Below are 26710 nucleotides of genomic sequence, written 5' to 3'. Positions count from 1 at the left end.
TTACTCAAATTCATATGAGAACCCAAGATGAAGAAGAATCCTCTTTCTTAAATTATAAAAATATCTGTAGCCATAGGCATTTCGTTTTACAAGCTTGACCTTGTTGTTCATACTTTCAATAAAACCATTATTAAAACTTGTTTCATATGTTTTATCGTTTCTAACATAGATTGCTTTGTATGTAAGTGACTTAAGTATTGGCACAAACCAGTTCTTTCTTATGTTTTTTGCAGACGAAATAAAATATGTATTATTTGTTTCAAATATATGGTTCAGCCAGTTATTCAATTCTTTCTTGTAATCATTGTGCTTTTCATGGATGAGTTTCAACAGATTCTGATAGATCATATAGCTCTGGTAGAATTCATCTGTACCATCCTGTTCAAATATATGTTCAACATATGTTCTGCAGGTAAAGTGTTTTTTTAAATGACGATCATACCATTCTGTTTGATCATCAAGATCCTTTCTATATTTGTCAAAAAGATGAAGATTTTTCTTAATAGATTTGGCTATCTTTTCATTTTTTAATGAAGAACAGGTATCCAGTCTGCTTCTTTTTAGACATTCACCGAATAATTTTACATAATGAAAACGATCAGCGATAATAGAAGCATTGGGAAAAAGACGCTGCATGATACAACGAAAAGGATTGGAAAGATCCATAATGATGATCCTTACTTTTTTTCTTTCTTTATAGGGAAATCTAAGAAAATAGTTTCTTAGACTGCGTTCTTTTCTGTCTTCAATAATATCAAGAGTTTTGCCGTTGATAGGATCGGTAATATGAAAAGCATAAGTTCCTTTATCAGTGGTTGCTTTAAATTCATCAATAGAAATAACAGACTTAAGATGATAGAATCGTTCTTTTACTTTGATGTGATGAAAAAATATTCTGTATACAGAAGATTTAGAAACACCCATCATACGAGAAATAACGGCCATGGCCGTATTCTCTCTAAATTGAATCAGGCAGGCATGAGCAGCAGAAGAAGTCATTCTAGTATTTTTAAATTTAAAAGGGATATCATCCTTAAAATAAGAATGACATGAATGACAGAAATATCTTCTGTATTCAACCTCAATAACGAATCTTTGATGACCATTGGCAATATGAGACAGGGAAATCTTACGTAAACCTTTAGATTCATGATGTTCGATAACGCCGCAATGAGGACAGACGAAATTATCTTTAAGAACAGATCTAAGTCTAATAAATTTAGAATGGTGACCATGCTTATCAAGACCATATCTAAAGCAAGAATCAGAGTCCTCATAAGGGACAGGAATAAAATAATCAGATAAATTATCAGGAAAATCTAGAGATTTAAATAAATCATTGATATAATTCAAATTGGACATAGTGGAATACCTCTTTTCTATTTATTTTTGGTCATTTAAATTGTAAAACGGTATGAAAGCTATGTCTATTTAAATATAAGAAAACTGGAGCAGGATATATTTCCCCTCCAGTTTTAGTATAGAGCCACAATGTCTTATCATTACATTGTTCTTTTTTATTTAAAGATTTTTTCCATATCAAAAGGAAGTAAACATTCAATTTTTATTGTTTGATAAGTCAATGGATGAATAAACTCTAAACAATAAGCATGTAAAGCCATTCTTTTAATCATAGAAGAAGTTTTTCCATAAAGAGTATCTCCTATAATAGGATGATGTAAATGATTCAAATGAACTCTTATTTGATGCTTTCGACCAGTTTCAATTTGACATTTTACAAGTGTATAATTTTCTTTTGTTTTAATTTCTTTAAAATGTGTTAAAGCATCTTTACCTGTTTTAGAAATGCACATTTTATTTTTACTATGACGGTCTTGACCGATAGGTAAATCAATAGTCATTTCTCTTTTAGGTAAATGTCCTTGAATGATTGCTAGATAAGTTTTCTTAATTTTTTTAGATGCAATCATATAATCAAAATAGGGTTGTAAAAGAGCACATTTACAAAACATGACCAATCCTGTTGTTTCTTTATCTAAACGATGAAGATAACGAATAGGTAAATCTTGTTGTGTTTGTTTGTAATAATAACTGACATAATTACAAAGTGTATTCATCTTACTTTTATCATCAGGATGAATAATAAGATGACTTGGTTTATTGACGATACAAAGAAGATCATCTTCATAAATGATATCTAATGCACTTTCTTGTTCAATAAAGTCTCTACCTTGTTCGTAGGCTTTAATTGAAAGAATATCTTTATCTTTTAAAACGGTTTGATAATCAACATAGTTATTATTTAAAGTATAATCTTTATTTTGACGAAGTAAGTGAATTGTTTTTTTAGAAAGATGTAGATAATGAAAGAATTCAAGAAGAGTCATTCCTTGAATTCTTTCATCAATTTCTATTACTAAATGATTATTTTCTTTATGATAATGCATAAACTGTTACTTTGATATCAATTGTAATATCTAAACCTTGTAAAGTATCTAAAACCCCACGTTTTTCTTTTTTAATATGATAATAGTGAGGTGTCATCATTAAAAGATTAAGTGCATCTTCACGATTAGAAATATGAACTTTCTCTTTAAAATCATAACTTTTCACTTGATTAAAATCTAAACGAATATACTTATCACTTTTTACTTTAATTTCATCATAAATCAATTCTTTAATTTCAATTAAATGTTGATTATTAGCAGTAACATGAATAATATAACCATCTTTTTTTAACGCTCTTTTTAATTCATCTTGATTGACTACTGTAAATAAAGCGCAAATAAAATCTAAACTATGATCTAGAATAGGAATATTTTTAGAATTTCCTACTAACCAAGTAATATCTTTACGATAACGTGTTGCCATATCAATAGCAATCTTGGAAATATCTAAACCATAAACATCACTGCTTTCAAAATGTTTCTTTAAACCTTGTGTATAATATCCTTCACCACAACCTAAATCTAAAATACTTAAAGTATCTTGATGTTTAAATTCATCAATACAATGAATGACTTGATTTAAAATAGGATCATAATATCCTTTATTTAAATAAGCTTTTCTTGCTACTAAAGATTCTTTACTATCTCCAGGATTATTGGTAGCTTTATCAGGATTTAACAATAAATTGATGTAGCCTCTTTTAGAAATGTCATAACAATGATTGTTTTCACATTTAAGTGTTTTGTTTTCTAAATGAAGTTGTTGATGACATTTGGGACAAGCTAATAATTTCATAGTATCACCTCGAAAGACATTATAACAAAAGACAAGCTAAAAATTAACTGAATTTATGATGAATTTGTGATACTATTATTTGCAGGGGAGGAATGCTTGATGTTTTTTAGAAAGAAACAAAAAGTAGACTTAGATGCTAAGTTTAAAGAGATTTATCATGAAGTTAATAAAATTACTGCAGATGCAGGAAATGAATTAGATGTAACAATCAAATATTCACAAATGAAATTAGCTTGTCGTAAATATGATGAATTAATTGATTTGATTCATAAAGGAGCAAATTTTGATGAAAAACATTTCTTATCTTTAAAAGAAAGTGTGGAAGAAGAAACAAAGAGAGTAGAAGGTTTATTGGATGAAGATTAAGGCATATAAGAAAGATTTTGATTATACTTATACGTTAGGTGTTTTTGAAACAATTGAATTATTGAAAAATAGGCCTGATCTTGTTTTAAGAGTGTATATAAAGAGTAATTCTTATAAGAATAAAGGAATACCTATTATTGATGAAATTTGTAGAGAAAAGCATATTGAACTTATTGAAAGTGATAATACAGTTCAAAAGTTATCAAAGAAAGATAATTGTTTTGCAATAGCAATCATAAAAAAATATGAAATGACTTTACAAGAAGGAAATCATGTTGTTCTTGTTAATCCAGGAGATATGGGAAATATGGGAACAATTATGAGAACAATGTTAGGATTCAATTATTATAATTTAGCTATTATTAGACCAGGTGTAGATGTTTTTGATCCACGTGTATTAAGAGCTTCGATGGGAGCGATGTTTCATTTAAATATTGAATATTTTGATAGTTTTGAAGATTATTTAAAAAGATTTCCAAATCATGATATTTATACATTGATGTTAAAAGGTGCCACAAATATTCATAAGGTTGAACCAAAAGAAGGATATCATTCACTTGTTTTTGGTAATGAAAGTAGTGGTTTACCAGATGAGTATTTAGATTATGGAAAGTCAATTTTTATTCCTCATAGTCATCATATTGATTCATTGAATCTTTCAATGGCTTTAGGAATGACTTTGATGCATTTTTCAAAAGATGAATTTAAAGATAAAGAAGTATTATAGGAGGGAAAGTATGTTTGATTTTGATGAAGTTGTAGATAGAAAAGGGACAAATTGTGCTAAATGGGATGCCATTGAAGCTAATAATAAACCTAAAGATGTTTTACCTATGTGGGTAGCTGATATGGATTTTAAATCACCAAAGGAAATTGAAAATGCTTTAGTTAAAAGAATAAAACAAGGGGTTTATGGTTATTCGTTTGCACCTGATGAGTATTTTGATGCGGTTATTTCTTGGATGAAAAGAAGACATGATTTTACTGTTGATAAAGAATGGATTATTCCTACACCAGGTGTTGTAACAGCTATTAAATTATGTGTGAATGCTTATACTAAAGAAAATGATGCTATCATTATTAATAAACCAGTGTATTATCCATTTGATTTTTCAATTGAATTAAATCATCGTAAAATCATTGAAAATGAAATGGTTTATAAAGATAGTTATTATGAAATGGATTATGTAGCATTTGAAAAAGCAATTGTTGAAAATGATGTTAAGATGTTTATTTTATGTAATCCATATAATCCAATTGGAAAAGTATGGAAAGAAGATGAATTGAAACAAATTGGTGAAATTTGTAAGAAACATCATGTTTTAGTCATTGTTGATGAAATTCATGAAGATTTTGTTTATGGTGATCATGTACATATTCCTTTCTATAATGTAGATGAAAGTTATAAAGAATTCTCTGTTATTTTAACAGCACCATCTAAGACATTTAACTTAGCTGGATTACAAACATCTAATATTGTTATTGCGGATGAAAAATTAAGAAAAGCTTATCAAGAAACAATGAATCGTTATGGAGTTAACGAACCAAATTTCTTAGGTATTATTGCTTGTATGACTGCCTATAATGAATGTGAATTATGGGTAGATGAAATGTTAGAATATGTTTATGATAACTTCACATATTTTGATGAATTCTTAAAAGAAAACTTACCTCATATTCATTTAGTAAAACCTGAAGGACTTTATTTATGCTGGGTTGATTTTAGAGAATGTGGTTTAGATAAAGATGAACTTGAAAAAACAATGTTAGAAAAAGCAGGCTTATGGTTAGATGAAGGATATATCTTTGGAACAGGTGGAGAAGGTTTTGAAAGATTTAATCTTGCAATTCCTAGAAGTGTTTTAGAAGATGCTTGTCAAAGATTATTAAAAGCTTTTGGAAAATAAGGTTTTTATGATAAAAACTATGGAAATTCTATATAAAAGATAGTATTATATAACCGAAAAAAAGAAAAGGAGATTTGTTATGGGATTAGTATCAGCAACAGAAATGTTAAAGAAAGCTAAAGAAGGACATTATGCAGTAGGTCAATTCAATATCAACAACTTAGAATGGACTAAATCAGTATTATTAACTGCAGAAGAATTAAAAGCACCAGTAATCTTAGGTGTTTCAGAAGGTGCTGCTAAATATATGACTGGATATACAACAGTTGCAGCAATGGTTAAAGCAATGGTAGAAGCATTAAATATCACTGTACCAGTAGCTTTACACTTAGATCATGGTTCATACGAAGGAGCTAAAGCTGCTTTAGATGCAGGTTTCTCTTCAATCATGTTTGATGGTTCTCATTATGGAATCGAAGAAAACATCGAAAAAACAAAAGAAATCGTTGAATTATGTCATTCAAAAGGTGTTTCAGTAGAAGCAGAAGTTGGATCAATCGGTGGAGAAGAAGATGGTGTCATCGGTAAAGGTGAAGTAGCAGATCCAAAAGAATGTAAATCAATCGCAGACTTAGGAGTAGATTTCTTAGCTGCAGGTATCGGAAATATCCATGGTAAATACCCAGCAAACTGGGAAGGATTAGACTTTGATGCATTAGATGCAATCCAAGCTGAAACTGGAAAATTACCATTAGTATTACATGGTGGTTCAGGAATTCCTGATGAAATGATTAAAAAAGCAATCACTTTAGGAGTATCTAAAGTAAACGTAAACACTGAATGTCAATTATATTTCCAAGAAGCTACACGTAAATACATTGAAGCTGGAAAAGATTTAGAAGGAAAAGGATATGATCCTCGTAAATTATTAGCACCAGGTGCAGAAGCTATCAAACAATGTGTTAAAGATAGAATGGAAGTATTCGGTTGTATCGGTAAAGCTTAATGAATTAAAAAAAGCCTTCGGGCTTTTTTTGTTTATTTAAAATCTTATTTATTAAGTTGTTTTTTTAATGAATTTATAATATAGTATTAGGGAATATAGATAGAAGAAAAGGGGTAAAGTCATGAGTGAAATTATTGCTATTGAAGGTGGACATAAGTTAAATGGAACAGTAGAAATTTCAGGAGCAAAGAATGCGACTGTAGCACTTATTCCAGCAATTATTTTAGCGGATAGTCCTGTTACAATTTATGGAGTACCAGAAATCAGTGATGTAGATGCTTTAGCAGTTTTATTAAAAGAACTTAATTGTACAGTATTAAGAAGTCATGATAGTTTAATTGTTGATCCCTCTCGTATGGAAAATGTACCATTAGTATCAGATGCAGTAGATAAATTAAGAGCATCATATTATTTAATGGGAGCATTACTTGGAAAATGTAAAAAAGTTGTCATGAAAGCGCCAGGAGGATGCTTTTTAGGACCACGTCCAATAGATTTACATATTAAAGGATTTGAAGCACTAGGAGCAAAAGTTGAATTTGTAGATGGTGCACATGTTATTACAGCAGATCGTTTAGTAGGTGCAAAAATATATTTAGATTTTGCTTCAGTAGGAGCAACTATTAATATCTTATTGGCAGCAGTTAAAGCTGAAGGAAAAACAGTGATTGAAAATGCTGCAAAAGAACCAGAAATTATAGATGTTGTAAACTTACTTACAAAAATGGGAGCAAAAATTAGAGGAGCAGGTACAGATACAATCACTATTGAAGGAGTAGAACATTTAAAAGGATGTACACATGAAATCATTCCTGATCGTATCGAAGCTGGTACATTCTTGATTATGGCAGCAGCTGCCGGAGAAAGAGTTATCATTCAAAATATCATTCCACAACACTTAGAATCACTTATTTCTAAATTGAAGGAAGTTGGAGTTAAGATGGAAAATGTAGGGGATAGTATTATTGTTTATGGTGATAATAAGAACTTCAATGCTGTAGATGTTAGAACACAGGTGTATCCAGGATTTGCGACGGATTTACAACAACCACTTACAGCATTACTTACACAAGCTAATGGACAATCACAAGTAATAGAAACAATTTATCCTGAGAGATTTAGACATTGTGAACAACTTAATAAAATGGGTGCAAATATCGAATTAGATGAAGCTATGTGCTATATTAATGGGAAAACACCATTAAAAGGAGCAAAAGTAGAAGCAACAGATTTAAGATGTGGAGCTGCATTATTAATAGCAGGATTAATTGCTGATGGAATCACAGAAATCAGCAATGTATATCATATAGATAGAGGATATGCGAATATTGATCAAAAATTAATTACTTTAGGTGCTGTTATTAGAAGAATCAAAGTTGATGATTAAAATTATAAAAAAGGGCTTGAAAACGACATAATTTAATGTTAATATATCATAGCAACTTACTTTGTAGTGAGAAATCTACAAGGCGGAAGGAGAAATTAAAAATGAAAAAAGGAATTCATCCAAATTACAAAAAAGTAAAAGTAGTTTGTACATCATGTGGAGCAGAATTTGAAAGTGGTTCAGTATTAGATGAAGTACGTGTTGATACTTGTTCTAACTGTCATCCATTCTATACTGGAAAACAAAGATTTGCTAGTGCTGATGGACGTGTTGAAAAATTCAACAAAAAATACGGACTTAAATAAGAAAATGAGTACTTGGTACTCATTTTTGTTTTGGAGGAAAAAATGGAATATCATGTCTTAGCAAGTGGTTCTAAAGGAAACAGTATTTTCATTTATGATCAAGGAAACGGACTTTTAATTGATTGTGGAATTAGTAAAAGACAACTTTATACAAAAATTAATCAATTAGGATTTAATGAAAATGACATTTGCCATGTTTTATTAACCCATGATCATATTGATCATAATAAAAATATTGATATCTTTGATCAAAGTATTGTTTATTGTGGAAAAGGATGCATCCCTGGTATAGATGAAAGTCATGAATTAGAAAATTATCAAAATATACAATTAGATCATTATATAATTACACCATTACCTTTATCTCATGATGCAACATCACCCTTAGGATTTGTAATCAAAGGAAAAGATGAAACAATTCTCTATATGACAGATACAGGTTATGTTTCACAAAAGAATATGGAATATATAAAAAATTTAGATTACTATATTTTTGAAAGTAATCATGATATTGAAATGTTGATGAATACAAGAAGACCTTTATTCTTAAAAAATCGTATTTTTGGAGATAAGGGCCATCTTAATAATGAATATAGTGCACATGTTATGGCGCAGGTGATTGGTGAAAATACAAAAGAAATTTGTTTGGCCCATTTATCACAAGAAGCGAATACAAAGGAAATGGCATTAGATACATATCAAAGAGTTTTTGATGAAGAACATATTTATTTTGATAATATAAAGATTGCAGATCAAAAAGAAATTGTTTCTGGAGGACATTATGAAAATTAGAATCTTAACAATTGGTAAGATTAAAGAAAAATATCTTGTTAATGGAATCAATGAATATGTCAAAAGATTGAATGCTTACTGTAAAGTGGAAATGGTCGAAGTACCAGATGAACCAATTCCTGATAATGCAAGTGAAAATGTAGAAAATATCATCAAAGATAAAGAAGCAGATAAAATTGTTGCTAAAATTAAAGATGATGAATATGTTATCGTTTTAGATCTACACGGAAAAGAAATTGATAGTGTGGCTTTTTCAAAACATATTGAAGAATGTATGATTAGAGGAAAGAGTACGATTACTTTTGTGATTGGGGGTTCTTTAGGTTTAGGAAAATCTTTATTACAAAGAGCAAATTATCGTTTATGTTTCTCTAAAATGACTTTTCCACATCAATTAATGAAGCTAATCTTAGTTGAACAAGTCTATCGAGCATATAAAATCATGCGGAGAGAAACTTATCATAAGTGATGTTAACGTTCAGCAAAAATGTCACCAAAAATGAAGAAGGGTTCTATTAGTGAGAACCCTTTGTTTTTTTGTTCATTTCTTGAATGAGATTATTTAAATCTTTATGATCATTTATTAATACTTGTCTGTTTTTATGGTTTGTACCTATCAATGTACAGTCATAAATAATCCCAATATATTTCATTCTTACTTTATTTTCTAGCACAAAATATAAAACTGTGATCTCTGTTGAAGTTTTTATTTTTACTACTTATCCATTTTTATCATATGGGACATAATAATATCCGTTATAGGAAAACATATTGCCTTCTGCTATTTTTCTGGTATTTGAAACAGTGAACACTAGATTCAAATTGTAATTTTCTGTTAGCTCTACAAATTCATAAACAGGATCAACTGGAAGATGTGCAAATTTTTCATTCAGATATTTTATGTAAAAGTCATTGAACCATATATTTAACTGATCATAATCTTTTATGTTGAACCTGACAATGTCATTGGGCAATCTTCTTTGAACTGTACCATTGTATCGTTCTATCAATCCTTTGGTTTGAGATGTATTTGCGAAAATCATTTCAATGCAAAGTTTATCCATCATAACACCAAATGATGTTATATTACCTTCAGGACTTTTGAAGATAGTATGTTTGTCTGAATAAATAGCTAAGGGAATTCCTTTTTTTCTTGATAAGAAGTTCCATCATCTTACAATATCCATACATGCATTCGTTTTTGGTAAACCAGCCAGCAAGGATATCATTAGTTGTATCGTCAACAGCCATATGGAGAGTAAAACGTTGATCGTTGCCAAACCAGTCAAAAGGAGTTCCATCGATTTGAACAAGCATACCAGCTCTAGGACTTTTTTCTCTCAGTAAATGTAAAGGAGAGTCTCTTTTATGACTCCTATGTTTAACGGGAGAAGACCATTTATATTCTTTATAGAGTCTTTGAAAGAACGAGATACTTCTAGGTTTAACATCAAAGTATTCGAAGATCACATGCAAGCACACTATTTAATTCGTGCAATGAGCAAATATCTGGAAAAAATGGACAAATATGTACGCCAACGATTGAGGATGTGCATGATTCATAAACATCCAACAGTAAAGAAAGTATATGGAATGTGTTATAAATGGAACATTGAATTCTTTGTGCGCATCGGTTTAATTCCCTCAAAATGGTGGTTCTACTACAAAATGTGGGGAACCTATACTATTGAGAAGTATGTAGAATACCACATGCATAGAAATAAGGTTGATATGGAAAAACGTATTCAAAAATTTAAAGAACTAGGTATAGCATTCTACACAAAAAAGAGATTAAAGAAAATGGACGATTCTTTATCAAGATAGTCCGTACACAAATTAAATAAATAGTAAATTGGTAAGCCGTATGCATTAATAGCGCACGTACGGTTTGATAAGGGGCTAGCCTAGTGATAGGTTAGCCTACTTTCTTAAGCACCTTACGTTTAGTAGAAGAAGGAATATTCAATTGTTGTCTATACTTGACAATAACACGACGTGAACAATGTAATTCTAATTCCTCTAGTTTTTTGAGAATCTGATTATCTGAAAGTGGATGTTCTTTATCTTCATCATCTACTAACTCAACAATAGCCTTTTTAATAGAATCACTGCTATCTCCTGAAGCAGTTTGAGAAACAAGAAGTTTTTTAAGAGGATAAGCCTCACCATTAAAGCTATAGTACTTATTATTTAAAGTACGTGAAATAGTAGATTCATGGAATCCTGTCTCACTTGCAAGCTGTGATAAAGTACATGGATATAATTCATCATCATATAAGAAATATCCACTTTGTATATTTACTAACGCATTTGCGACAATAAGAACAGTTTGATTTCTCTTTGTCATATTCTCCATTAAGAAATGTGCCTCATTAAAATAAGCTTTCATATTCTCATCATTCTTTACTTTCTCATATAGAGTGTCATTCACCATGAGAGCAGGCTGGTTAATAGGTGTAATAGTAATATCTGAATTCTCTACTTCAATGAGTATATCAGGAGATACATAGTCATCATGAAACGTATTATACATATTACAAGGGAATGGATTACAAGAACGTATTTCACAGAATAAATGATCTATTTCTTCTTTATTTAATCCTGTTGTTTGTTTAATAAGTGAATAATTCTGAGTTAAGATGACATCTTGATAATCTCTAAATAGTGTATAGGTTTTAGTTTTATTATTATTTTTTAACTGAATAAGAATAGAATCAATCGCATCAGAGGCACCCACACCATTAGGTTCAAATGAACGTAATATATCTAAATGTGCATCAAGCATATCTTGATCGATATGAAGGTCACTCATATATTGATCAAGATTATAAGATAAGAATCCACTATCATCCAATGATTCAATCAGATATGTCATTACATCTTCATTATAAGGATGTGTATAGGCATATAACTGATAATAGAGATCATCTTTTAAAGAACGTTTATTAGAAATACTTTCAATAAACTGCTGATTATCATAATTCTTTGATGATTTTAATTCTAAAAAAGGATTTGTTTCTAGTATATCCTGTATTGCTTTGTTGATATCATCAATGTTGTCAGTCAAGAAATCTAAGGATTTTAATAGTTTTTGATTCAATTTTAAAGTTTGTTTCAATGTTTGAATATATTGCATTTTCTGCTTCATGTTCATCACCTCTTATCAATATATAGCAAAATTCGTGCCAATTAATGTTTAGGTATTTACTTGAATAGTATACCGAATAACTAATGTTGCGTACAAGTTTTATTTGTTTTATGATGAATAATGAGGTGATTTCATTGGAAGAAAAAATAATGTTGTTGATTAATGGGAAAATGGATCAAAATTCATATGATGAATGTCAATCCACCCAATTATCAAAAGAATTAAAACTAAGTAGAAATCAAGTGATAAGATTATTAAATGAACTTTTTAATGAGAAAAAACTTATTAAAATTAAAGCAAGTCCTATCTTATATCTTTCAAGAGCTTCTCTTGAAAGTAAATATAAGAAGAAACTTTCGTCAGATGAATACAAATCATTGGATGAATTGGAAGCTGAATTAAACAATCAGACAGAGTTAAAGAACTTTGAAAAGCTTATTGGGTCTAATGAAAGTATGTATCAGATTGTTGAGAAGATTAAGGCAACAGTAGCCTATCCACCAGTTGGATTACCAATGTTGCTTTATGGACCAACTGGTACAGGTAAATCATTTATGGCTAAACTTACGTATGAATATTGTGTAGATACAGGTTTAATTGATGCGTCTAAGAATTTTGTACAGGTAAACTGTTCAGAGTATGCCAATAACCCAGAACTACTCACAGCAAACCTATTTGGCTATAAGAAGGGTGCATTTACAGGTGCAGATAGTGATAACTTAGGTTTATTACATTTTGCAGATGGTGGTGTATTATTCCTAGATGAAGTGCATTGTTTAAATGCGGAATGCCAGGAAAAACTATTCCTTTATATGGACCAGGGAATCTATCACTTAGTAGGTGATAATAATAAGTGGTATAAATCAAAATGTAGAATTATATTTGCAACAACAGAAGTACCACAAAAAGCATTATTAAAAACATTCCTTAGACGTATTCCTGTTATTCTTACAATTCCATCTCTTGCCCAAAGAGGAGAAAATGAAAAGCTGGAACTCATGTATAACTTCTTAAAGAATGAAGAGAAGCGTATCAACAAAACAATTCTTATTTCATCTAATGTCTATGAGTTGTTACTGAATCATACATTTGTAGGTAATATTGGTGAACTGACTAATACGATTCAGGCAAGTTGTGTGAGTGCATTATATAAAAGTAATTCAGATACGTTAGAAATTCATGCTTATGATTTACCTGACAGTATTAGAAATAGTATAGATGTCTCTTCTATGATTATGAAGAAGCATAAGCTTGTGTCTCTTAATACACTTCTTCCTGTATCAGATCAGGGTATCATTAAAGATTTTTATCAATCATTAATTAATATAAAGAGAGATACTTCATTTGCGATAAATGCACAGAATACTGTAGATAGATATTTTGAAAAATTAATCTTTAATGATAATCGTGCAGGTTCAATTGATTATCTTACTAACTATCTAGAAAAGATATTTAATAATATCACTGAACATTATGGCTTTAGGACTTCACATAATGAGTTGATAGCACTCGCTACATATATCTCAGAATTCTCTAAGAATACATATTTGACTAATAACTGGATCAATGAGAATTATGATGAAGTGAAGAACTTAAAGAAATATCTTAAACTTGAATTCCATCGTGAATATGAAATAGGACAGGATGTTTCTCATTACTTAAAGAATAATATGAATCAGGATATTGATGACTTTGTAGAGTGTATTATCTGTATTTGTATGATTAAGTACTTTGTACATTCTGGTGAAGATCTCACAATTGCGATTATTATTGCGCATGGTTATTCAACTGCAAGTTCTATTGCGGAAGCAGCCAATAGAATGTTGAATAGTTATATATTTGATGCAATAGATATGCCATTAGATGTGGATGTACAAGCTATTACAAGAAAGATTAATGATTATATTGCATATGTTGGTAATATTTCAAAGCTTTATTTATTAGTTGATATGGGTTCTCTTGAAGAAATATATCAAGGATTAGATACAAGTAATGCGGATATTGCCTTAGTAAACAATATTAATACTAAATGTGCGTTAGAAATAGGACAGGGAATTAAACTTAATAAAACAGTGACTGAAGTCATTGATTCTATTCTTAAGGAAAACATCTATAAAACACATGTAGAACTTAAGAAAAAGAAAGAACCTATTGTAATCTGTTCTTGTGCATCAGGATTAGGTGCAGCGCATAAGATCAAAGAAATTTTATTCAATTCTTTACCTGAAGATACTAATCTAAAGATTATTACTTATGATTATCCTGCTTTAATACGTAAACAGGTTTATGACCAGTTAATGAATGATTATGAGGTTGTATGTGTTATTGGAACACTTGATCCTAACATTGAATCTATGAAGTATATTGGTATACAGGAATTGATCATTAATGAAGGTCAAAATGCGATAGAGATATACTTTGGAAAGTATATGAAAAAAGAACAGATGGAGATATTTGAAAAGAATATCTTACGTAATTTCACATTATCCAATGTCATGAATAACTTAACTATATTAAATCCGGATAAACTACTTGAACATGTTGCGAAAGCAATTGACCATCTACAGAATATCTTACATAAAAGATTTAAAAATAGAACATGCTTTGGGTTATATGTTCATATCTGCTGTCTTGTAGAAAGATTAGTTACAAGACAGGCTATTTCAAACTTTACTGATCAAGACTTTAAAGAAAAGCATCAAGAGTTTATAGATCAAGTAAATATCTCAATGAAAGAAGTTAAGACATACTACAACGTTGAGATTCCAGATGAAGAAGTAGAATATATATACAATTATATTATTAATGATTAGTGTGCTATTAATTGGCACACTTTTTGCTTGAGTATAAGTGGAAGTTAGTTGTACAGATTGAACGTATTGATCTCTAAACTGGCACGAAGCTTGCTTGGGTATAAGTGGAAGTTAGTTGTACAGATTGAACGTATTGATCTCTAAATTGGCACGAAGCTTGCTTGGGTATAAGTGGAAGTTAGTTGTACAGATTGAATGTATTGATCTATAAACTGGCACGAAGCTTGCTTGAGTATAAGTGGAAATCAGTTGTACAGATTAAGCGAAAGAATTTATAAACTGACATGAAGCTTGAACTTAAATGAAAAAGAAAGGAGTGTAGAGAATATGGCAAAAATCATACTTGCATCACATGGAGGATTATCTAAAGGAATGAAAGATTCAGTTTCTATGATTGTTGGAGATTTAGCTAAGGATATAGAAACATATAGCTTGCTTCCTGGACAAAATCCTGAAGACTTTTATCAAGAAGTTTTGAAAGAAGCAAAAGAGTGTGAAGAACAAATCTTAATCTTATGTGATATTAAAGGTGGAAGTGTTCACACAGCATTATCTAAACTTGCAGTATTAGATAATGTAATGGTCTTCTCAGGAATGAACATGGGACTAGTATTAGATGCAGTAATGAAAGGCTTGAATGGAAAACTTGAATTAGCAGAAGCGAACGATTTGATCGAAGCAGCTAAAGATGGAATGACTGTTATGAATGGAATGACAAGCGAAGATGATGAAGATTTCTAATAGGAGGAGAAGAAAATGATTAAATTATTAAGAGTGGATCACAGATTGTTACATGGTCAAGTTGCTTTTTCTTGGAAAAATGCAGTTGAAGCAGATTGTATCTTAATTGCGTGTGATGCAGTTATGAAAGATGATTTAAGAAAAACATCAATCAAGATGGCAAAGCCAAGTGGTGTGAAATTAGTTATTAAAAGTATGGATGATGCAGTAAAGGCAATCAATAGTGGTGTTACAGACAAATATAAATTATTGACTGTAGTTGAATCTATTAAGGATGCTGAAAGATTATGTAAAGAGTGTAACATCAAAAAATTAAATCTTGGTGGTACTAAGGCAACTGCTGAAACTCGTAATATTTCTAAAGCAATGAATATTACACCAGCAGAAGAAACAATTTTAAAAGGATTATGTGAAGCAGGTGTGGATGTAACAATTCAGATGGTTCCAGAAGATAATCCAGTAAATGTAGAAAAAGTTTTATAGGAGGAGAAATATGTTACTACAAGCAATTTTACTTGGCTTGGTAGCAATGCTTGGAAATGCTGAGTATTTGTTCGGTACAAGTTTGCTATCAAGACCATTGGTTATGGGTACTTTAACAGGTATTGTACTTGGTGATATTCAAACAGGTGTTACTCTAGGTGCAACATTAGAATTAGCATTTATGGGAGCTTTCTCAATCGGTGCTAGTATTCCACCTGAAATGATTTCAGGAACTGTATTAGGAACAGCTTTCACAATTACAACAGGAGCTGGACCAGAAACTGCATTAACTGTAGGTTTACCAGTTGCTTCACTAGTATTAATCGCAAAGAACGTTGGAATGGTATTCATCTTACCTCCATTTGTTCACAAAGCAGATAAATATGCAGCTGAAGGAAATATGGCTGGAGTTGCTAGAATGCACTTATTAGGTGGATTCTTCGGTGTTAACTTAATTATCGGTGTAATCGTGGCATGTGGTTACTATGCTGGTGGACCTGCTGTACAGGCTTTATTAAATGTCATTCCTACATGGATTTCAAATGGTTTACAAATCACAATGGGCTTATTACCTGCAATTGGGTTCGGTTTATTATTAATGATGATTATGGAAAAAGACGTTGCATGTTTCTTCTTCTTAGGATTCGCATTAAGCGTATACTTAAAGATTCCAGTAACAGCGATCGCAATCTTTGGAGTCATCATTGCTATCGTATTAACTCAGTTACGTAGTAATTCAGCTCAAACAGCTATAGAAGGAGGAGTGGATGAAGATGACGACTTCTAATAAATTAACTAAAAAAGAATTAAATCAAGTATTCTGGCGTTCATTCGGTTTGGAATGGTCTTGGAACTATGAAAGACAAATGAATATGTCATACTGCTATAGTATGTTACCAGTTATCAAAAAGTTATATCCAAATAAAGAAGACCAGGTTGCAGCTATGAAGCGTCACTTGGAATTCTTCAATACAACGCCACAATTGGCAACATTAATCTTAGGTATTAGTGCTGCTATGGAAGAAAGTAACGCAAATGATCCTGAATTTGATACAGAAAGTATCAACAGTGTAAAAGTTTCATTAATGGGACCTTTAGCTGGTATTGGTGATTCATTCATCTGGGGAACATTACGTATTATCGCTACTGGTGTGGGTCTATCATTAGCAAATCAAGGAAATATCTTAGGACCTATCTTATTTTTATTAATCTTCAACCTTCCAGCTCAGGGATTACGTTATTATTTAATGAATACTGGTTATAAATTAGGTAGTGGATTCTTGGCTAAGATCCAACAAAATGGATTAATGTCAAAACTTACTTATGCAGCAAGTGTTTTAGGATTGATGGTTGTTGGTGGTATGACTGCTGAAAACGTAGCAATCAGTTTCCCATTGAAGTTTGGTTCTGGTAATGAAGCAACTACGTTAAATGATGTATTCAATAATATCATGCCTGGTTTAATGCCATTATTATTCACATTACTAGTTTACTACTTATTGAAAAAGAAAAATGTTAAGACAACTACATTGTTATTAATCTGTGTTGTGATCGGATTGATCGGAGCATTCTTTGGTATCTTAGGTTGTTAATAAATTTAAAATAAATGGAGGAAAAGAAAATGGAAATGATTAAATTTAATGAACAGGAAAAAATCGATAGCGTAAATGGCGCATTAGCTCTACGCCCTCAGATCAACGAAATCGTTGATGAAATCTGCGAACGTGGATATTCAAACATCTGCTGGTTAGGTGTTGGTGGTACTTGGGCAAGTGCTATGCAGGCTACAGTACATATGAAAGAAATGAGTGCTATTGAAACTTGGGCAGAAAATGCTGCTGAATACTTAACTACAGGAAACAAACGTATTACTAAAGATACAGTTGTTATTATCTCTTCTGTAACTGGAAACACTAAAGAAGTAGTTGATGCTATCAAAAAGATCAAAGCTGAAGTTGGCTCTACAGTTATCTCATTTGTAGATGCTAAAGAAGCTATCTTATTAGATTTAGGAGACTACAAGATTTCTTACCCAGTTAACGAACAGTTAAAGTTCTTCATGGTTGCTGACCGTTTCATGTTCAACAATGGTGAATTAGAAGACTACGAAGATATGTATGCTGAATTTGACAAATACTTAGCAGAAGCTTTAGTAGAAGTTGAAAAGAAAGCTGAACCATTTGCTGTTGAATTCGCTAAAAAACACTGGAATGATGAAATGCACTACTTTGTAGGTGCTGGAAATCAATGGGGTGCTACTTACTCATATGCAATGTGCTATTGGGAAGAACAGTTATGGTTAAAAACTAAATCAATCACATCAAATGAATTCTTCCACGGTATGTTTGAAATCGTAACTAAAGAAACTCCAGTTACTATCTATATCGGTGAAGATGCTCAACGTCCATTATCTGAACGTGTAGCTAACTTTATTCCAAGAATTTGTGAAAACTACACAATCATCGACTCTAAAGATTACGAATTAAAGGGAATTAGTGAAAAATATCGTAAACACTTATCTCACCATGTAATGCATGCTGTAAACAACAGAATCGATGTTCATATGGAAATCGAAACTCGTCACCCTATGGAAATCCGTCGTTACTACAGAAGATTAGAATACTAAAATATAAGGGGTGGATTCATTCCACCTTTTATATATTAATAATTGGGGGTATATTATGAATAAATTAACAATGCTTGATTATGTTAAAGAAACACCAGACGTATTAAAAACAAATATTGAACAATATACTACACTAGTTGATCCATTGATGAAAGAAGTGCAACAAAAAGAAATAAAACGTATTTTACTTGTTGCTTCTGGATCAAGTCATAATGCTTGTTATTGTGCGAGAAGTTTTGTGGAAAAAGTAAGTGGTTTAGAAGTAAGAATCATTATGCCATATACATTTACGTATTATGAAAATGACATTAAAGAGAACGACTTAGTTCTAGTGGTTACACAGAGTGGGTTAAGTACAAATGCAATAGAAGCATTAAAAATCATCAAGAAAAAAGAATGTAGAGCTATTTGTTTAACAGGAAATAAAAACAGCGATGTAAAAGATGTTGCGGATGTTGTGATTGAATATGGTGTTGGTGAAGAATTAGTTGGCTATGTTACAAAGGGTGTTTCTTCACTTGCGTTATTCTTAGATTTATTCGCAATTGCGTATTCTGGAAAGATTGAGTATTTGGATGAATTAAAGAAAGCAGTTGATTTAAATGAAGAAATGATTGATCAGGCTACAAGCTTTATTCAGCAACATTATAAGAATTTCTCATCTATGTCCTGGGTTTACAGTTGTGGAGCGGGTGCTAATTATGGAACAGCACTTGAAAGTGCATTAAAAATGGGTGAAACTATTCATATTCCAAGTTGTTGCTATGAAATTGAAGAGTATATCCATGGACCAAACCTTCAATTAACGCCACAATACAATGTGATTTTCTTTGATGGGAACGATGGTGCAAGTCGACGTGTAGAACAAGTATATAAGGCTACACGAAAAGTCACAAATCGAGCTTATTTGATTTCAAACAACCCTCAATTATCGAGAGATGGTCATGTTTTAAGTTTGAGTGATACGGTATCAAGTGAATTAAGTCCACTTGTATATCTACCATTTGTACAATTATTAAGCTTTATTGTTTCAAATGACTTACACTCTATTTATCAACATCCATTATTAAAAGAATTTAAGGCTATCGCAGCTGCAAAAACGGAGAATTTTGTGAATTATGATGGAGACGATTAAAGCGATTATTTTTGATATGGATGGTGTCATCTTTGATAGTGAAACCATGTATATAAATGATTTGATAAGATTTTTTAAACAGCATGATATAGAAATACAAGTAAGTGATTGTATTCCTCTTATTGGTATTGATAGTAAATTATATTATGAACAAGCATACACAATGTGGAACAATAAAACAGATTTCATTACATTTAAAAATATGCTTCAAGAATATTTTCGTTCATTTGATTGTGATTATAAAGCAGTCGTTAGACCACAGATCTATTCTGTTTTAGAAAGCTTAAGTGAACGTTATAAAATTGCGTTAGCGTCCTCTTCAAGTTTAAATACTATTAATACTGCATTAGATCAAGTTGATTTAAGAAAGTATTTCACATTTATAGTAAGTGGTGAACAATTCAAAGAAAGTAAACCCAATCCAGAAATATATTTACATACAATCAAAGAATTGAATGTGAATAAAGATGAAGCTATTATTATTGAGGATTCATCTAAAGGAATATTAGCTGCAAATAGAGCTGGTATTAAGGTATTGGCTTTAAAAGATGATAAGTTTGGCTTAGATCAGAGTCAGGCAGATATAATTATTAATGAATTAAATGATATTATAAAGTTGATTGAGAAAGGGGCATAAAAGTATGAATGCTATGTTAATTGTCGCTATAGTGATTGCTGTTATTGGAATTATTCCAGTGATCATCAGAAAGAAACTTCTAAAAATCTATCTTACATTACTTCAAAACAATGATATTAAGGCAATAGAAGACTTAATAGCAACTAAACTAGCTAAGATATGTATTCCTTCATTTAATAGAGAATACTTACTTTTAAATGCTTATCTAAAACTAAATGATGATAAACAAATAGATACTCAAGTAAACAATATAATAGATCATGTTCCTATGAATTCTAAGCAGAAGTCTGTTCTTGCAAAATCAGTATTCTATATATATGTAGATAAGAAAAATGCACCTATGATTGATCGTTTGTTGGAAATGGTTAGCACGACAAATGATCATGCCCTATATAGACAGATGGATATGGTCAATGATACTTTAATTAGTGGTGGAATTAAGTATTTTGATGAATTAAAATCTGATCTAGAAAATACAGAATATACTAAAAACAATGCAGATACTCCCTATCTCGAATTCTTATTATCAGTTATCTACAAAAATATGGGTAATGAATCAAAAAGCAAGGAATATAGGAATAAAGCCTTAGAAGACAGTAAAGGAACTGTATATGAATCTTTAATTAAATCTCAAAATTAATAGGATGATTGAGAAAATCTCGCACTGAAAGACAACCTAATTAAATGGGTTGTCTTTTCGTGCGACAGGCAGTAGCTTATATGTTATGTCAACAGGGACATGACATTTTCTACTTATAAATGATTATTCAAGATAGGGCTCTATTAATTTAAAATGCGTCATGGGATGTAGAAATCCTGTAGGTGAAAGTCCTACATCGTGCGCACTAGTGCTATTCGAGAAATTTAATCTAATGCATCAACGTAAGGCGGTGTGTGAAGGAGATGCAGTATTCGAGAGTGGTCGAAACGAAGTGTGAATTGAAGGTGTGGCAGTAGAATGTGTGACGACATTGCGATAAATGTGGAAGTCTATTTACTGTGTTATCAATGAACTAGTCGATAACATAGGCCTTATATTGTGAAGTCAGTTGGCATGATATTAAGGAAATAGCGATGACCCTGTGAGACCTTATGACTACTTGGTGCATATCAAGGTACTTATCTATAAGTGTAATTCGAAGTGATAAGTACGTCATGAGTAGACAGACACTCTCATAGTAGTGAATGATATTGATGTAACATAACATAACATCAATGAGGGGAGTCATTTATTGGAATTATTATAGGAACTTATGGGATATCACAAATGGGCTTACGTTTATCGGTAGGATTATTGGAAGATTATAAAAATAAACATAAAATGATTATGCTTATAGGTGCTTTATCTTCAGGATGTGTTTCTTTATTTAGAATTATTTTCAATAATGGCATTGGTTTTTTGATTGAAAATCTTTTTCAGGACTTGCCAGGGCAATGGGCTTCTTCCAAGCGGTGTATGCTTTAGGAATGACTTTATTTCCTATGATTTGTGGAAATATTGTAAGTCATTTTTCAATGCTATATGCTTATTTGTTTTTAGCAGTGATTTGTTTAATTGCATCAAGTATTTCTTTTATATATTGTAAATCTCATTAACAAATAAAGCTCTTACAAAATTAATAATTTGTTAATGAAATTAAAAATGTATACAATACTCTTTTCGAAGAATCTAAAAAAGCATAAGCTACAGGTGTCTTAGGAAAGAGAGGAATAAATATTATGAGTATCAATGAAATTAACGCAGAAGCAAAAGAATCTTTAAGAAAGTATTTTAAAAATAGTCAAGATGTAAAACATGAAAATGAAGTAAGAAAAGAATTAACAAAAGAAGAAATCTTTGAATCCGTAGCAGGAGAAATCAAAGAATCAGAAATGAGATTAGAACAAAGAAATCAAATGAGAAACACATTACAACAAGATGCAAGAGAAGCATTTGAAAAAGTATGTGGAAAGAAATCAGAAGCAAAAGAAGTAGAACATATGACATTAGAAGGAATGCAAAAAGAATTAAAAGAAAATACAAAACATCAAATGGAATATGTCAATTCATTAAAATAAAATACAATGAATGCTAGAGCATAGGACTTCGAAAGAAGTTCTTTTTTTTACATTTATTTGATATTTTCTTAACATAAAAAGGAGTAGTATCTTGTTAAGAGGTGATCAAAATGGATGTAAAAAGAAATCAATTAATTGAAACAATTGTTTGGGTAGGAATACCAATGCTTTTTATGATTGTTGATTGGGTCTATAAACATGTATTTAATATAGAATATTTAGAGTTATCTATTCTTTTATTTGTAGTAGCAACAATCTATAAAACATATCAAAAAGTAAGTGCCAAATAAAATAGTGTATTTAAAAAAGTCGATTGAATGTAAGTGCCAAATAAAATAGTGTATTTAAAAAAGTCGATTGAATTGATACAATGATCAATTTAGTCGGCTTTTATTTCAAATTCTTCTTTTATTTCTTCACTCCATGGTAAGAACCAATCCAATTTCTTTGGATCTTCAACCAGATCTTGTTGAGGTAAATAATCCAGAATGAATTCAATATAATCATATGGATTAAGTTTGTTGGCTTTAGCTGTTTCAATCAAGCTGAAGACTGCAGCACTTGCTTCAGCTCCTTTAGTAGAAGTTGAAAACAGCCAGTTCTTTCGACCAACTGTAAATGGTCTGATTGTACGTTCATCTAATGAATTTGTCATAGGTACAAGACCATCTTCTAAAAATGAACGCAGTCCTGCCTCGTAATTCAAGGCATATTGTATAGCTTTTCCTGTCTTAGAAGCTGTTAACACCTTGTTTTGATTTTCTTTGCACCATAAAAAGAAGTCATCAACTAATGGCTTTGATTTTTCTTGACGTACTTTCTCCTTTTTATCAGGTGATAATGTTTCGATTTGTTTTTCTATCGCAAACAGTTTAGCTATTTTTTCAATGGCTGTATTTGCGAGTGTATCTGATGCATTCTTCATATCTACAGGCAAAGCATCATAGAACTTCCGTCTGGCATGCGCCCAACAATAAGCATTGGTTACACCATCTATATGGTTATATCCATAATAGCCATCAGTAATGATAGTACCATCAAATCCTTTCAGAAATTCTTGAGGGTTGGTTGCTTTTCTGTCAGGTCTGTAATCAAATATCTTAACAGGTCTTTTACTTTCTTTGATACTTGAATATACCCACATATATGATTTAGAAGTAGCCTTCTTACCTGGTTCATTCAATACCTGAACTGGCGTTTCATCACAATGTATATGTGATTCCTTCATCATCAGTTCGTGCATCCTGTTTACCAATGGAATGAAATATTCATTGGCGGCAATGATGATCCAGTTTGCCATTGTCGTTCTTGAAAGTTTCATTCCTAATCGTTTCCATTCTGATTCTTGTCTGTATAGTGGCATATGATTTACATATTTATCAATGATTACTTGTGACAGTACACTTGGCGATGTATATGAATGTGGAACAACCGGTTGAGGTGTGCCAGCTTTAAGCATGACTACCTTTCCTTTTTTTCTACAGTTTCGACATTCATATGTTTTTCGATAAATATCTTTTACATAGAGTTTGGCTGGTTCATAAATAACTTCATGTCTTACAAATTCCTCACCTACATAAGATAATTTAGAGCCACATTCATCACATACTCTGTCTTTTTCATCAACATCATAAACTTTTTTTACATGTTTTAGCTTGTCTAATTTGATATCAATTTTCTCTTTTTGTTTCTTTTTGGCTCTGGTATATGAGATATCTTCAAGCAGTTCAGGTTCACATTCATTTTCTGCTTCATCAAAAAGAGAAAGCTGATCCATAGAATGTGTTATCTTTTCACTCTTGGTACCAAACAGCTTTCTCTTTAAATAGGCATTTTCTTCACGTAAAAGTTCATTGTTGTTTTTTAAGTATTCATTTTCAGCTTTCAAACTGTCAATGGTACTGTTCAAAGATGCAATTGTAGCTTTCAATTCTTCAATAGAATGTGACAGATTAGCCATTACCAAAGCTAAATTTTCAACTGTACCTGTAGTAGAATCAGCCATCAAAAGCACCTCCATTTCATACATCCATTATACCATAAACAGGCATATTATCCTATGAAATCAAGGCTTTACAGTACAACTTGTGGATAACTTTTCTGAATGGTCTTAGGCTGTACGATAGAAAGTCCTTCAAGCAGCCATCTGAATTGTTGAGGGGTTATTTCTCGAGCTTCTGATTCATCTCTTGGCCATTTGAATTTACCATTTTCAAGTCTTTTATAAAGTAAGACAAAACCATCACCTTCCCAATACAGTGCCTTCATGATTCTTGTATTTCTACCACAAAACAGAAACACAGAATTAGAAAAAGGATCAAGCTTGAAGTTCTGTTGAACGATAGCTGAAAGACCATCAATCTGTTTACGCATATCTGTATAGCCAACAGCTATATAAATATGTTCGGCTTTTGAAATATCACCAATCATAATAGTGACTTCAAAAGAGGCTCAATACTTTGGTAAGGTGTATCTGAATCGAGTTCAATTTTGATGCTTCCCTTGATAATGATAATCTTTTCATTATTGTGTGGTTGCTTTTCAACAGAAACAAAGGATACTTCATTCTTGTAGCTGTTTTCATTTATCTGATCACATAAAATATTTCTGATTTTTTGTTGATAATTATAATAAGTCGACGGCTTGATATTGTTTTTGTCACAGAAATCTTTGACAGATAAACCACTTTCCTTGCATTCTTTGATTTTAAAATACCAAAATTTATATTTTTCATTTTCGGTAAGTTCCTGTACTGTCATATAGTCTCTCTTCCTTTCCATATAGTTTTTGGAGAATATAAAAACTACAATATAGTTTATGGAGTCTCCACATTCTATATTGTAGTTCTTAGAGTTCTATATTTTTATCCACTATTTTATTTGGCGCTTACATCAAAAATAAAAACAAATCGCTAATTACGATTTGTTTCAAACATTTCAAAACTAGATAATACAAATAAGAAGAATAAACCAGTGTGTATCCAAAAAATCGTATAATCTAAAATACCATGAATTAATAACACACCTATAAATCCCATAACAAGAGCAATATAAGAATAATGCTCTTTTACTTTATAAAGACGTTTACAGTTATCATAAATATAAGGAACAAGACATGCGAGTCCAATAATTCCAAACGAAAGTAAAGGATCTAAATAAACACTATGAGCATGTTGTGTTAAATGTCCATTATATTTATCTAAAATCATCATATAAGTAAATGGTCCTTGTCCAAGCAGTGGAGAAGCTTTTATACCTTGAATAGCACAACTCCAAATTTGAATTCTAACATCTAAATTTGAAATCAAATATTCTATTCTAGGAAACTTATCAGGATTTAAAACAAAGAAACCTGCAATTCCTAAACAACCAAGAGCTATCAAAGCACATAATTTATAGTTTTTATTAAAAATAAGAAATAAACAAATAGCTCCAGCAATTGCTACATAACCAGCACGGCATCCTGTCATATAAAGCATGAATAAGTTTAAAAAACCAACAATAACATAAAAAATACTTCTTTTTAGATTGTTTTTAACAGTAAAAAATTTATATACAGTACATACGGCAATAAATTCAATCATCATAGCATAATAGTTAGCATTGTAGAAAACACTATTTAAGCGATTTTCACGTCTTGCATAAACTTTAAAGGTGAAATGATCAACACCTAAACGATGATAAATTTGAAATTGTTCATAAATTCCATATATTGCCCAAAGAATAGATAAAACAATCAACATATCAATAATAAATTCAAAGGTCGATTGATTAATATGTTTTCGATAATAAACCATTAAAACAATCGCAATAAATATTCCTAGTGTTGCAAGTGCTCCTAAAATATTTTTATGAATAATGGAGATACTTAATGAGATTAAAACAAACAAATAGAGAAATTTAATTTGTGGTGTTTGTTTTAAGGCAATGATTGCTTTTTTTGATACCAATAAATAAATAAATTCAATCAATAAAATAGGTCCTAATATATAAAAAGGAAAAGTAAAACTAAAACATGTAAATATTAATAACAGTTGATCAAAAGTAAACTGTTCTTTTAAGTTTTTTAAATAGTTCATAATTGCCTCCTGGAGATAATATATCATATTTATGATTATTTCAGTAGCCAAAATGAAGATGTGTTGTTAAAATAGGGCACTAGA

At 30.8% G+C, this 26710-nt stretch carries 30 protein-coding genes; 21 read left to right on the top strand and 9 right to left on the bottom strand.

Annotated features, from left to right (window positions below; all coding sequences use genetic code 11):
- The 3 genes from ACLVEP_RS00415 to ACLVEP_RS00405 all read right to left on the bottom strand — a co-directional run bounded on the left by ACLVEP_RS00415 (position 1) and on the right by ACLVEP_RS00405 (position 3204).
- A complete protein-coding gene (locus ACLVEP_RS00415) occupies positions 1 to 1362 on the bottom strand; it encodes an ISL3 family transposase (protein WP_412582119.1) in 1362 nt (453 codons plus the stop codon).
- 155 nt (positions 1363 to 1517) lie between these two features.
- The gene (locus ACLVEP_RS00410) at positions 1518 to 2408 is read right to left on the bottom strand and encodes an RluA family pseudouridine synthase (RefSeq protein WP_412582118.1); all 891 of its coding nucleotides are present in this window, start codon (positions 2406 to 2408) and stop codon (positions 1518 to 1520) included.
- Positions 2395 to 3204, bottom strand: a complete 810-nt coding sequence (locus ACLVEP_RS00405; RefSeq protein ID WP_412582117.1) for a methyltransferase domain-containing protein — start codon at positions 3202 to 3204, stop codon at positions 2395 to 2397. Before ACLVEP_RS00405 ends, ACLVEP_RS00410 begins: the two co-directional genes overlap by 14 nt.
- Before the next feature lie 99 nt (positions 3205 to 3303).
- On the opposite strand from ACLVEP_RS00405, the gene ACLVEP_RS00400 reads away from it, so the two are divergent.
- The 8 genes from ACLVEP_RS00400 (at position 3304) to rlmH (ending at position 9376) form a co-directional block, all read left to right on the top strand.
- On the top strand, positions 3304 to 3570 hold the full coding sequence (locus ACLVEP_RS00400; protein ID WP_317999804.1) for a hypothetical protein: 267 nt from the start codon (positions 3304 to 3306) through the stop codon (positions 3568 to 3570).
- On the top strand, positions 3560 to 4297 hold the full coding sequence (locus ACLVEP_RS00395; RefSeq protein WP_317999803.1) for a TrmH family RNA methyltransferase: 738 nt from the start codon (positions 3560 to 3562) through the stop codon (positions 4295 to 4297). The genes ACLVEP_RS00400 and ACLVEP_RS00395 overlap by 11 nt, the downstream gene beginning before the upstream one ends.
- Positions 4298 to 4307: 10 nt before the next feature.
- On the top strand, positions 4308 to 5477 hold the full coding sequence (locus ACLVEP_RS00390) for a MalY/PatB family protein (protein ID WP_412582116.1): 1170 nt from the start codon (positions 4308 to 4310) through the stop codon (positions 5475 to 5477).
- A gap of 79 nt (positions 5478 to 5556) precedes the next feature.
- Positions 5557 to 6423 carry a class II fructose-1,6-bisphosphate aldolase gene (fba, locus tag ACLVEP_RS00385; RefSeq protein WP_032090929.1) on the top strand — a complete coding sequence of 289 codons (867 nt, stop codon included), beginning with the start codon at positions 5557 to 5559 and terminating at the stop codon, positions 6421 to 6423.
- A 121-nt stretch (positions 6424 to 6544) separates the two neighbouring features.
- Positions 6545 to 7810 (top strand): UDP-N-acetylglucosamine 1-carboxyvinyltransferase, encoded by a 1266-nt coding sequence (locus tag ACLVEP_RS00380; RefSeq protein WP_331872541.1) that lies wholly within the window; start codon positions 6545 to 6547, stop codon positions 7808 to 7810.
- A 101-nt stretch (positions 7811 to 7911) separates the two neighbouring features.
- Complete coding sequence (gene rpmE, locus ACLVEP_RS00375) at positions 7912 to 8115, top strand: 50S ribosomal protein L31 (RefSeq protein ID WP_022000826.1); 204 nt, start codon at positions 7912 to 7914, stop codon at positions 8113 to 8115.
- A 42-nt stretch (positions 8116 to 8157) separates the two neighbouring features.
- Entirely contained in the window at positions 8158 to 8907 is a 750-nt protein-coding gene (locus tag ACLVEP_RS00370; RefSeq protein WP_032090928.1) for an MBL fold metallo-hydrolase, read from the top strand.
- Positions 8897 to 9376 carry a 23S rRNA (pseudouridine(1915)-N(3))-methyltransferase RlmH gene (gene rlmH, locus ACLVEP_RS00365; protein ID WP_412582115.1) on the top strand — a complete coding sequence of 160 codons (480 nt, stop codon included), beginning with the start codon at positions 8897 to 8899 and terminating at the stop codon, positions 9374 to 9376. The genes ACLVEP_RS00370 and rlmH overlap by 11 nt, the downstream gene beginning before the upstream one ends.
- Positions 9377 to 9626: 250 nt before the next feature.
- Here the strand turns inward: rlmH and ACLVEP_RS00360 are convergent, their stop codons facing one another.
- Complete coding sequence (locus ACLVEP_RS00360; RefSeq protein WP_412582114.1) at positions 9627 to 9971, bottom strand: hypothetical protein; 345 nt, start codon at positions 9969 to 9971, stop codon at positions 9627 to 9629.
- A gap of 304 nt (positions 9972 to 10275) precedes the next feature.
- Here ACLVEP_RS00360 and ACLVEP_RS00355 point away from each other — a divergent pair, with 304 nt between their 5' ends.
- On the top strand, positions 10276 to 10731 hold the full coding sequence (locus ACLVEP_RS00355; protein ID WP_175301269.1) for a hypothetical protein: 456 nt from the start codon (positions 10276 to 10278) through the stop codon (positions 10729 to 10731).
- A 91-nt stretch (positions 10732 to 10822) separates the two neighbouring features.
- Here the strand turns inward: ACLVEP_RS00355 and ACLVEP_RS00350 are convergent, their stop codons facing one another.
- Positions 10823 to 12055 carry an RNA polymerase subunit sigma-54 gene (locus ACLVEP_RS00350; protein WP_175301268.1) on the bottom strand — a complete coding sequence of 411 codons (1233 nt, stop codon included), beginning with the start codon at positions 12053 to 12055 and terminating at the stop codon, positions 10823 to 10825.
- Positions 12056 to 12180: 125 nt separating this feature from the next.
- Between ACLVEP_RS00350 and ACLVEP_RS00345 the strand changes: the two genes are divergently transcribed.
- From ACLVEP_RS00345 to ACLVEP_RS00290, 12 genes are all read left to right on the top strand, one after another.
- Entirely contained in the window at positions 12181 to 14868 is a 2688-nt protein-coding gene (locus ACLVEP_RS00345; protein WP_412582197.1) for a sigma 54-interacting transcriptional regulator, read from the top strand.
- A 327-nt stretch (positions 14869 to 15195) separates the two neighbouring features.
- Positions 15196 to 15609 (top strand): PTS sugar transporter subunit IIA, encoded by a 414-nt coding sequence (locus ACLVEP_RS00340; RefSeq protein ID WP_175301267.1) that lies wholly within the window; start codon positions 15196 to 15198, stop codon positions 15607 to 15609.
- A 15-nt stretch (positions 15610 to 15624) separates the two neighbouring features.
- Positions 15625 to 16092, top strand: coding sequence for a PTS sugar transporter subunit IIB (locus ACLVEP_RS00335; protein ID WP_175301266.1), 468 nt, complete (start codon positions 15625 to 15627; stop codon positions 16090 to 16092).
- 10 nt (positions 16093 to 16102) lie between these two features.
- On the top strand, positions 16103 to 16879 hold the full coding sequence (locus tag ACLVEP_RS00330) for a PTS mannose/fructose/sorbose/N-acetylgalactosamine transporter subunit IIC (RefSeq protein WP_175301265.1): 777 nt from the start codon (positions 16103 to 16105) through the stop codon (positions 16877 to 16879).
- Positions 16860 to 17684, top strand: coding sequence for a PTS system mannose/fructose/sorbose family transporter subunit IID (locus ACLVEP_RS00325; RefSeq protein WP_227212803.1), 825 nt, complete (start codon positions 16860 to 16862; stop codon positions 17682 to 17684). The genes ACLVEP_RS00330 and ACLVEP_RS00325 overlap by 20 nt, the downstream gene beginning before the upstream one ends.
- A gap of 29 nt (positions 17685 to 17713) precedes the next feature.
- A complete protein-coding gene (locus ACLVEP_RS00320; protein WP_022000662.1) occupies positions 17714 to 18718 on the top strand; it encodes an SIS domain-containing protein in 1005 nt (334 codons plus the stop codon).
- Between the two features lie 55 nt (positions 18719 to 18773).
- The gene (locus tag ACLVEP_RS00315; protein ID WP_175301264.1) at positions 18774 to 19853 is read left to right on the top strand and encodes an SIS domain-containing protein; all 1080 of its coding nucleotides are present in this window, start codon (positions 18774 to 18776) and stop codon (positions 19851 to 19853) included.
- Positions 19837 to 20490: an HAD family hydrolase gene (locus ACLVEP_RS00310; RefSeq protein ID WP_412582113.1), complete on the top strand. Its 654-nt coding sequence runs from the start codon at positions 19837 to 19839 to the stop codon at positions 20488 to 20490. Before ACLVEP_RS00315 ends, ACLVEP_RS00310 begins: the two co-directional genes overlap by 17 nt.
- 4 nt (positions 20491 to 20494) lie before the next feature.
- Complete coding sequence (locus tag ACLVEP_RS00305) at positions 20495 to 21130, top strand: hypothetical protein (RefSeq protein ID WP_227359494.1); 636 nt, start codon at positions 20495 to 20497, stop codon at positions 21128 to 21130.
- A 627-nt stretch (positions 21131 to 21757) separates the two neighbouring features.
- Entirely contained in the window at positions 21758 to 21955 is a 198-nt protein-coding gene (locus ACLVEP_RS00300; protein WP_175301261.1) for a hypothetical protein, read from the top strand.
- Positions 21956 to 22209: 254 nt separating this feature from the next.
- Positions 22210 to 22548, top strand: coding sequence for a hypothetical protein (locus tag ACLVEP_RS00295; protein ID WP_412582112.1), 339 nt, complete (start codon positions 22210 to 22212; stop codon positions 22546 to 22548).
- A 110-nt stretch (positions 22549 to 22658) separates the two neighbouring features.
- Positions 22659 to 22838 carry a hypothetical protein gene (locus ACLVEP_RS00290; protein WP_412582111.1) on the top strand — a complete coding sequence of 60 codons (180 nt, stop codon included), beginning with the start codon at positions 22659 to 22661 and terminating at the stop codon, positions 22836 to 22838.
- An 89-nt stretch (positions 22839 to 22927) separates the two neighbouring features.
- On the opposite strand, the gene tnpC is transcribed toward ACLVEP_RS00290, so the two are convergent.
- From tnpC to ACLVEP_RS00270, 4 genes are all read right to left on the bottom strand, one after another.
- Positions 22928 to 24508 (bottom strand): IS66 family transposase, encoded by a 1581-nt coding sequence (gene tnpC / locus ACLVEP_RS00285; protein ID WP_412582196.1) that lies wholly within the window; start codon positions 24506 to 24508, stop codon positions 22928 to 22930.
- Between the two features lie 113 nt (positions 24509 to 24621).
- Positions 24622 to 24978: an IS66 family insertion sequence element accessory protein TnpB gene (gene tnpB, locus ACLVEP_RS00280; protein WP_227352341.1), complete on the bottom strand. Its 357-nt coding sequence runs from the start codon at positions 24976 to 24978 to the stop codon at positions 24622 to 24624.
- Entirely contained in the window at positions 24975 to 25307 is a 333-nt protein-coding gene (gene tnpA, locus ACLVEP_RS00275) for an IS66 family insertion sequence element accessory protein TnpA (protein WP_119362695.1), read from the bottom strand. The genes tnpB and tnpA overlap by 4 nt, the downstream gene beginning before the upstream one ends.
- A 152-nt stretch (positions 25308 to 25459) precedes the next feature.
- A complete protein-coding gene (locus tag ACLVEP_RS00270) occupies positions 25460 to 26626 on the bottom strand; it encodes an O-antigen ligase family protein (RefSeq protein ID WP_412582110.1) in 1167 nt (388 codons plus the stop codon).
- Between the last annotated feature and the right edge of the window lie 84 nt (positions 26627 to 26710).

This window comes from Faecalibacillus sp. (assembly GCF_047023275.1).
Lineage (GTDB): Bacteria > Bacillota_I > Bacilli_A > Erysipelotrichales > Coprobacillaceae > Faecalibacillus.
The sequence above is the reverse complement of the archived record's forward strand: the minus strand, read 5'-3'. Positions and strand labels throughout refer to the sequence as shown.

Coding starts and splice junctions, on each gene's coding strand:
- ACLVEP_RS00320 (WP_022000662.1), top strand. CDS start 17,714: ATGGAAATGATTAAATTTAATGAACAGGAAAAAATCGATAGCGTAAAT.
- tnpC (WP_412582196.1), bottom strand. CDS start 24,508: ATGGCTAATCTGTCACATTCTATTGAAGAATTGAAAGCTACAATTGCA.
- ACLVEP_RS00405 (WP_412582117.1), bottom strand. CDS start 3,204: ATGAAATTATTAGCTTGTCCCAAATGTCATCAACAACTTCATTTAGAA.
- ACLVEP_RS00400 (WP_317999804.1), top strand. CDS start 3,304: ATGTTTTTTAGAAAGAAACAAAAAGTAGACTTAGATGCTAAGTTTAAA.
- ACLVEP_RS00290 (WP_412582111.1), top strand. CDS start 22,659: ATGGATGTAAAAAGAAATCAATTAATTGAAACAATTGTTTGGGTAGGA.
- ACLVEP_RS00390 (WP_412582116.1), top strand. CDS start 4,308: ATGTTTGATTTTGATGAAGTTGTAGATAGAAAAGGGACAAATTGTGCT.
- ACLVEP_RS00315 (WP_175301264.1), top strand. CDS start 18,774: ATGAATAAATTAACAATGCTTGATTATGTTAAAGAAACACCAGACGTA.
- tnpB (WP_227352341.1), bottom strand. CDS start 24,978: ATGATTGGTGATATTTCAAAAGCCGAACATATTTATATAGCTGTTGGC.
- rpmE (WP_022000826.1), top strand. CDS start 7,912: ATGAAAAAAGGAATTCATCCAAATTACAAAAAAGTAAAAGTAGTTTGT.
- ACLVEP_RS00310 (WP_412582113.1), top strand. CDS start 19,837: ATGATGGAGACGATTAAAGCGATTATTTTTGATATGGATGGTGTCATC.
- ACLVEP_RS00415 (WP_412582119.1), bottom strand. CDS start 1,362: ATGTCCAATTTGAATTATATCAATGATTTATTTAAATCTCTAGATTTT.
- ACLVEP_RS00325 (WP_227212803.1), top strand. CDS start 16,860: ATGAAGATGACGACTTCTAATAAATTAACTAAAAAAGAATTAAATCAA.
- ACLVEP_RS00335 (WP_175301266.1), top strand. CDS start 15,625: ATGATTAAATTATTAAGAGTGGATCACAGATTGTTACATGGTCAAGTT.
- ACLVEP_RS00355 (WP_175301269.1), top strand. CDS start 10,276: ATGACTCCTATGTTTAACGGGAGAAGACCATTTATATTCTTTATAGAG.
- ACLVEP_RS00350 (WP_175301268.1), bottom strand. CDS start 12,055: ATGAAGCAGAAAATGCAATATATTCAAACATTGAAACAAACTTTAAAA.
- ACLVEP_RS00340 (WP_175301267.1), top strand. CDS start 15,196: ATGGCAAAAATCATACTTGCATCACATGGAGGATTATCTAAAGGAATG.
- ACLVEP_RS00410 (WP_412582118.1), bottom strand. CDS start 2,408: ATGCATTATCATAAAGAAAATAATCATTTAGTAATAGAAATTGATGAA.
- ACLVEP_RS00305 (WP_227359494.1), top strand. CDS start 20,495: ATGAATGCTATGTTAATTGTCGCTATAGTGATTGCTGTTATTGGAATT.
- ACLVEP_RS00380 (WP_331872541.1), top strand. CDS start 6,545: ATGAGTGAAATTATTGCTATTGAAGGTGGACATAAGTTAAATGGAACA.
- fba (WP_032090929.1), top strand. CDS start 5,557: ATGGGATTAGTATCAGCAACAGAAATGTTAAAGAAAGCTAAAGAAGGA.
- ACLVEP_RS00270 (WP_412582110.1), bottom strand. CDS start 26,626: ATGAACTATTTAAAAAACTTAAAAGAACAGTTTACTTTTGATCAACTG.
- ACLVEP_RS00300 (WP_175301261.1), top strand. CDS start 21,758: ATGGGCTTACGTTTATCGGTAGGATTATTGGAAGATTATAAAAATAAA.
- tnpA (WP_119362695.1), bottom strand. CDS start 25,307: ATGACAGTACAGGAACTTACCGAAAATGAAAAATATAAATTTTGGTAT.
- ACLVEP_RS00370 (WP_032090928.1), top strand. CDS start 8,158: ATGGAATATCATGTCTTAGCAAGTGGTTCTAAAGGAAACAGTATTTTC.
- rlmH (WP_412582115.1), top strand. CDS start 8,897: ATGAAAATTAGAATCTTAACAATTGGTAAGATTAAAGAAAAATATCTT.
- ACLVEP_RS00395 (WP_317999803.1), top strand. CDS start 3,560: ATGAAGATTAAGGCATATAAGAAAGATTTTGATTATACTTATACGTTA.
- ACLVEP_RS00330 (WP_175301265.1), top strand. CDS start 16,103: ATGTTACTACAAGCAATTTTACTTGGCTTGGTAGCAATGCTTGGAAAT.
- ACLVEP_RS00295 (WP_412582112.1), top strand. CDS start 22,210: ATGAGTATCAATGAAATTAACGCAGAAGCAAAAGAATCTTTAAGAAAG.
- ACLVEP_RS00360 (WP_412582114.1), bottom strand. CDS start 9,971: ATGGATAAACTTTGCATTGAAATGATTTTCGCAAATACATCTCAAACC.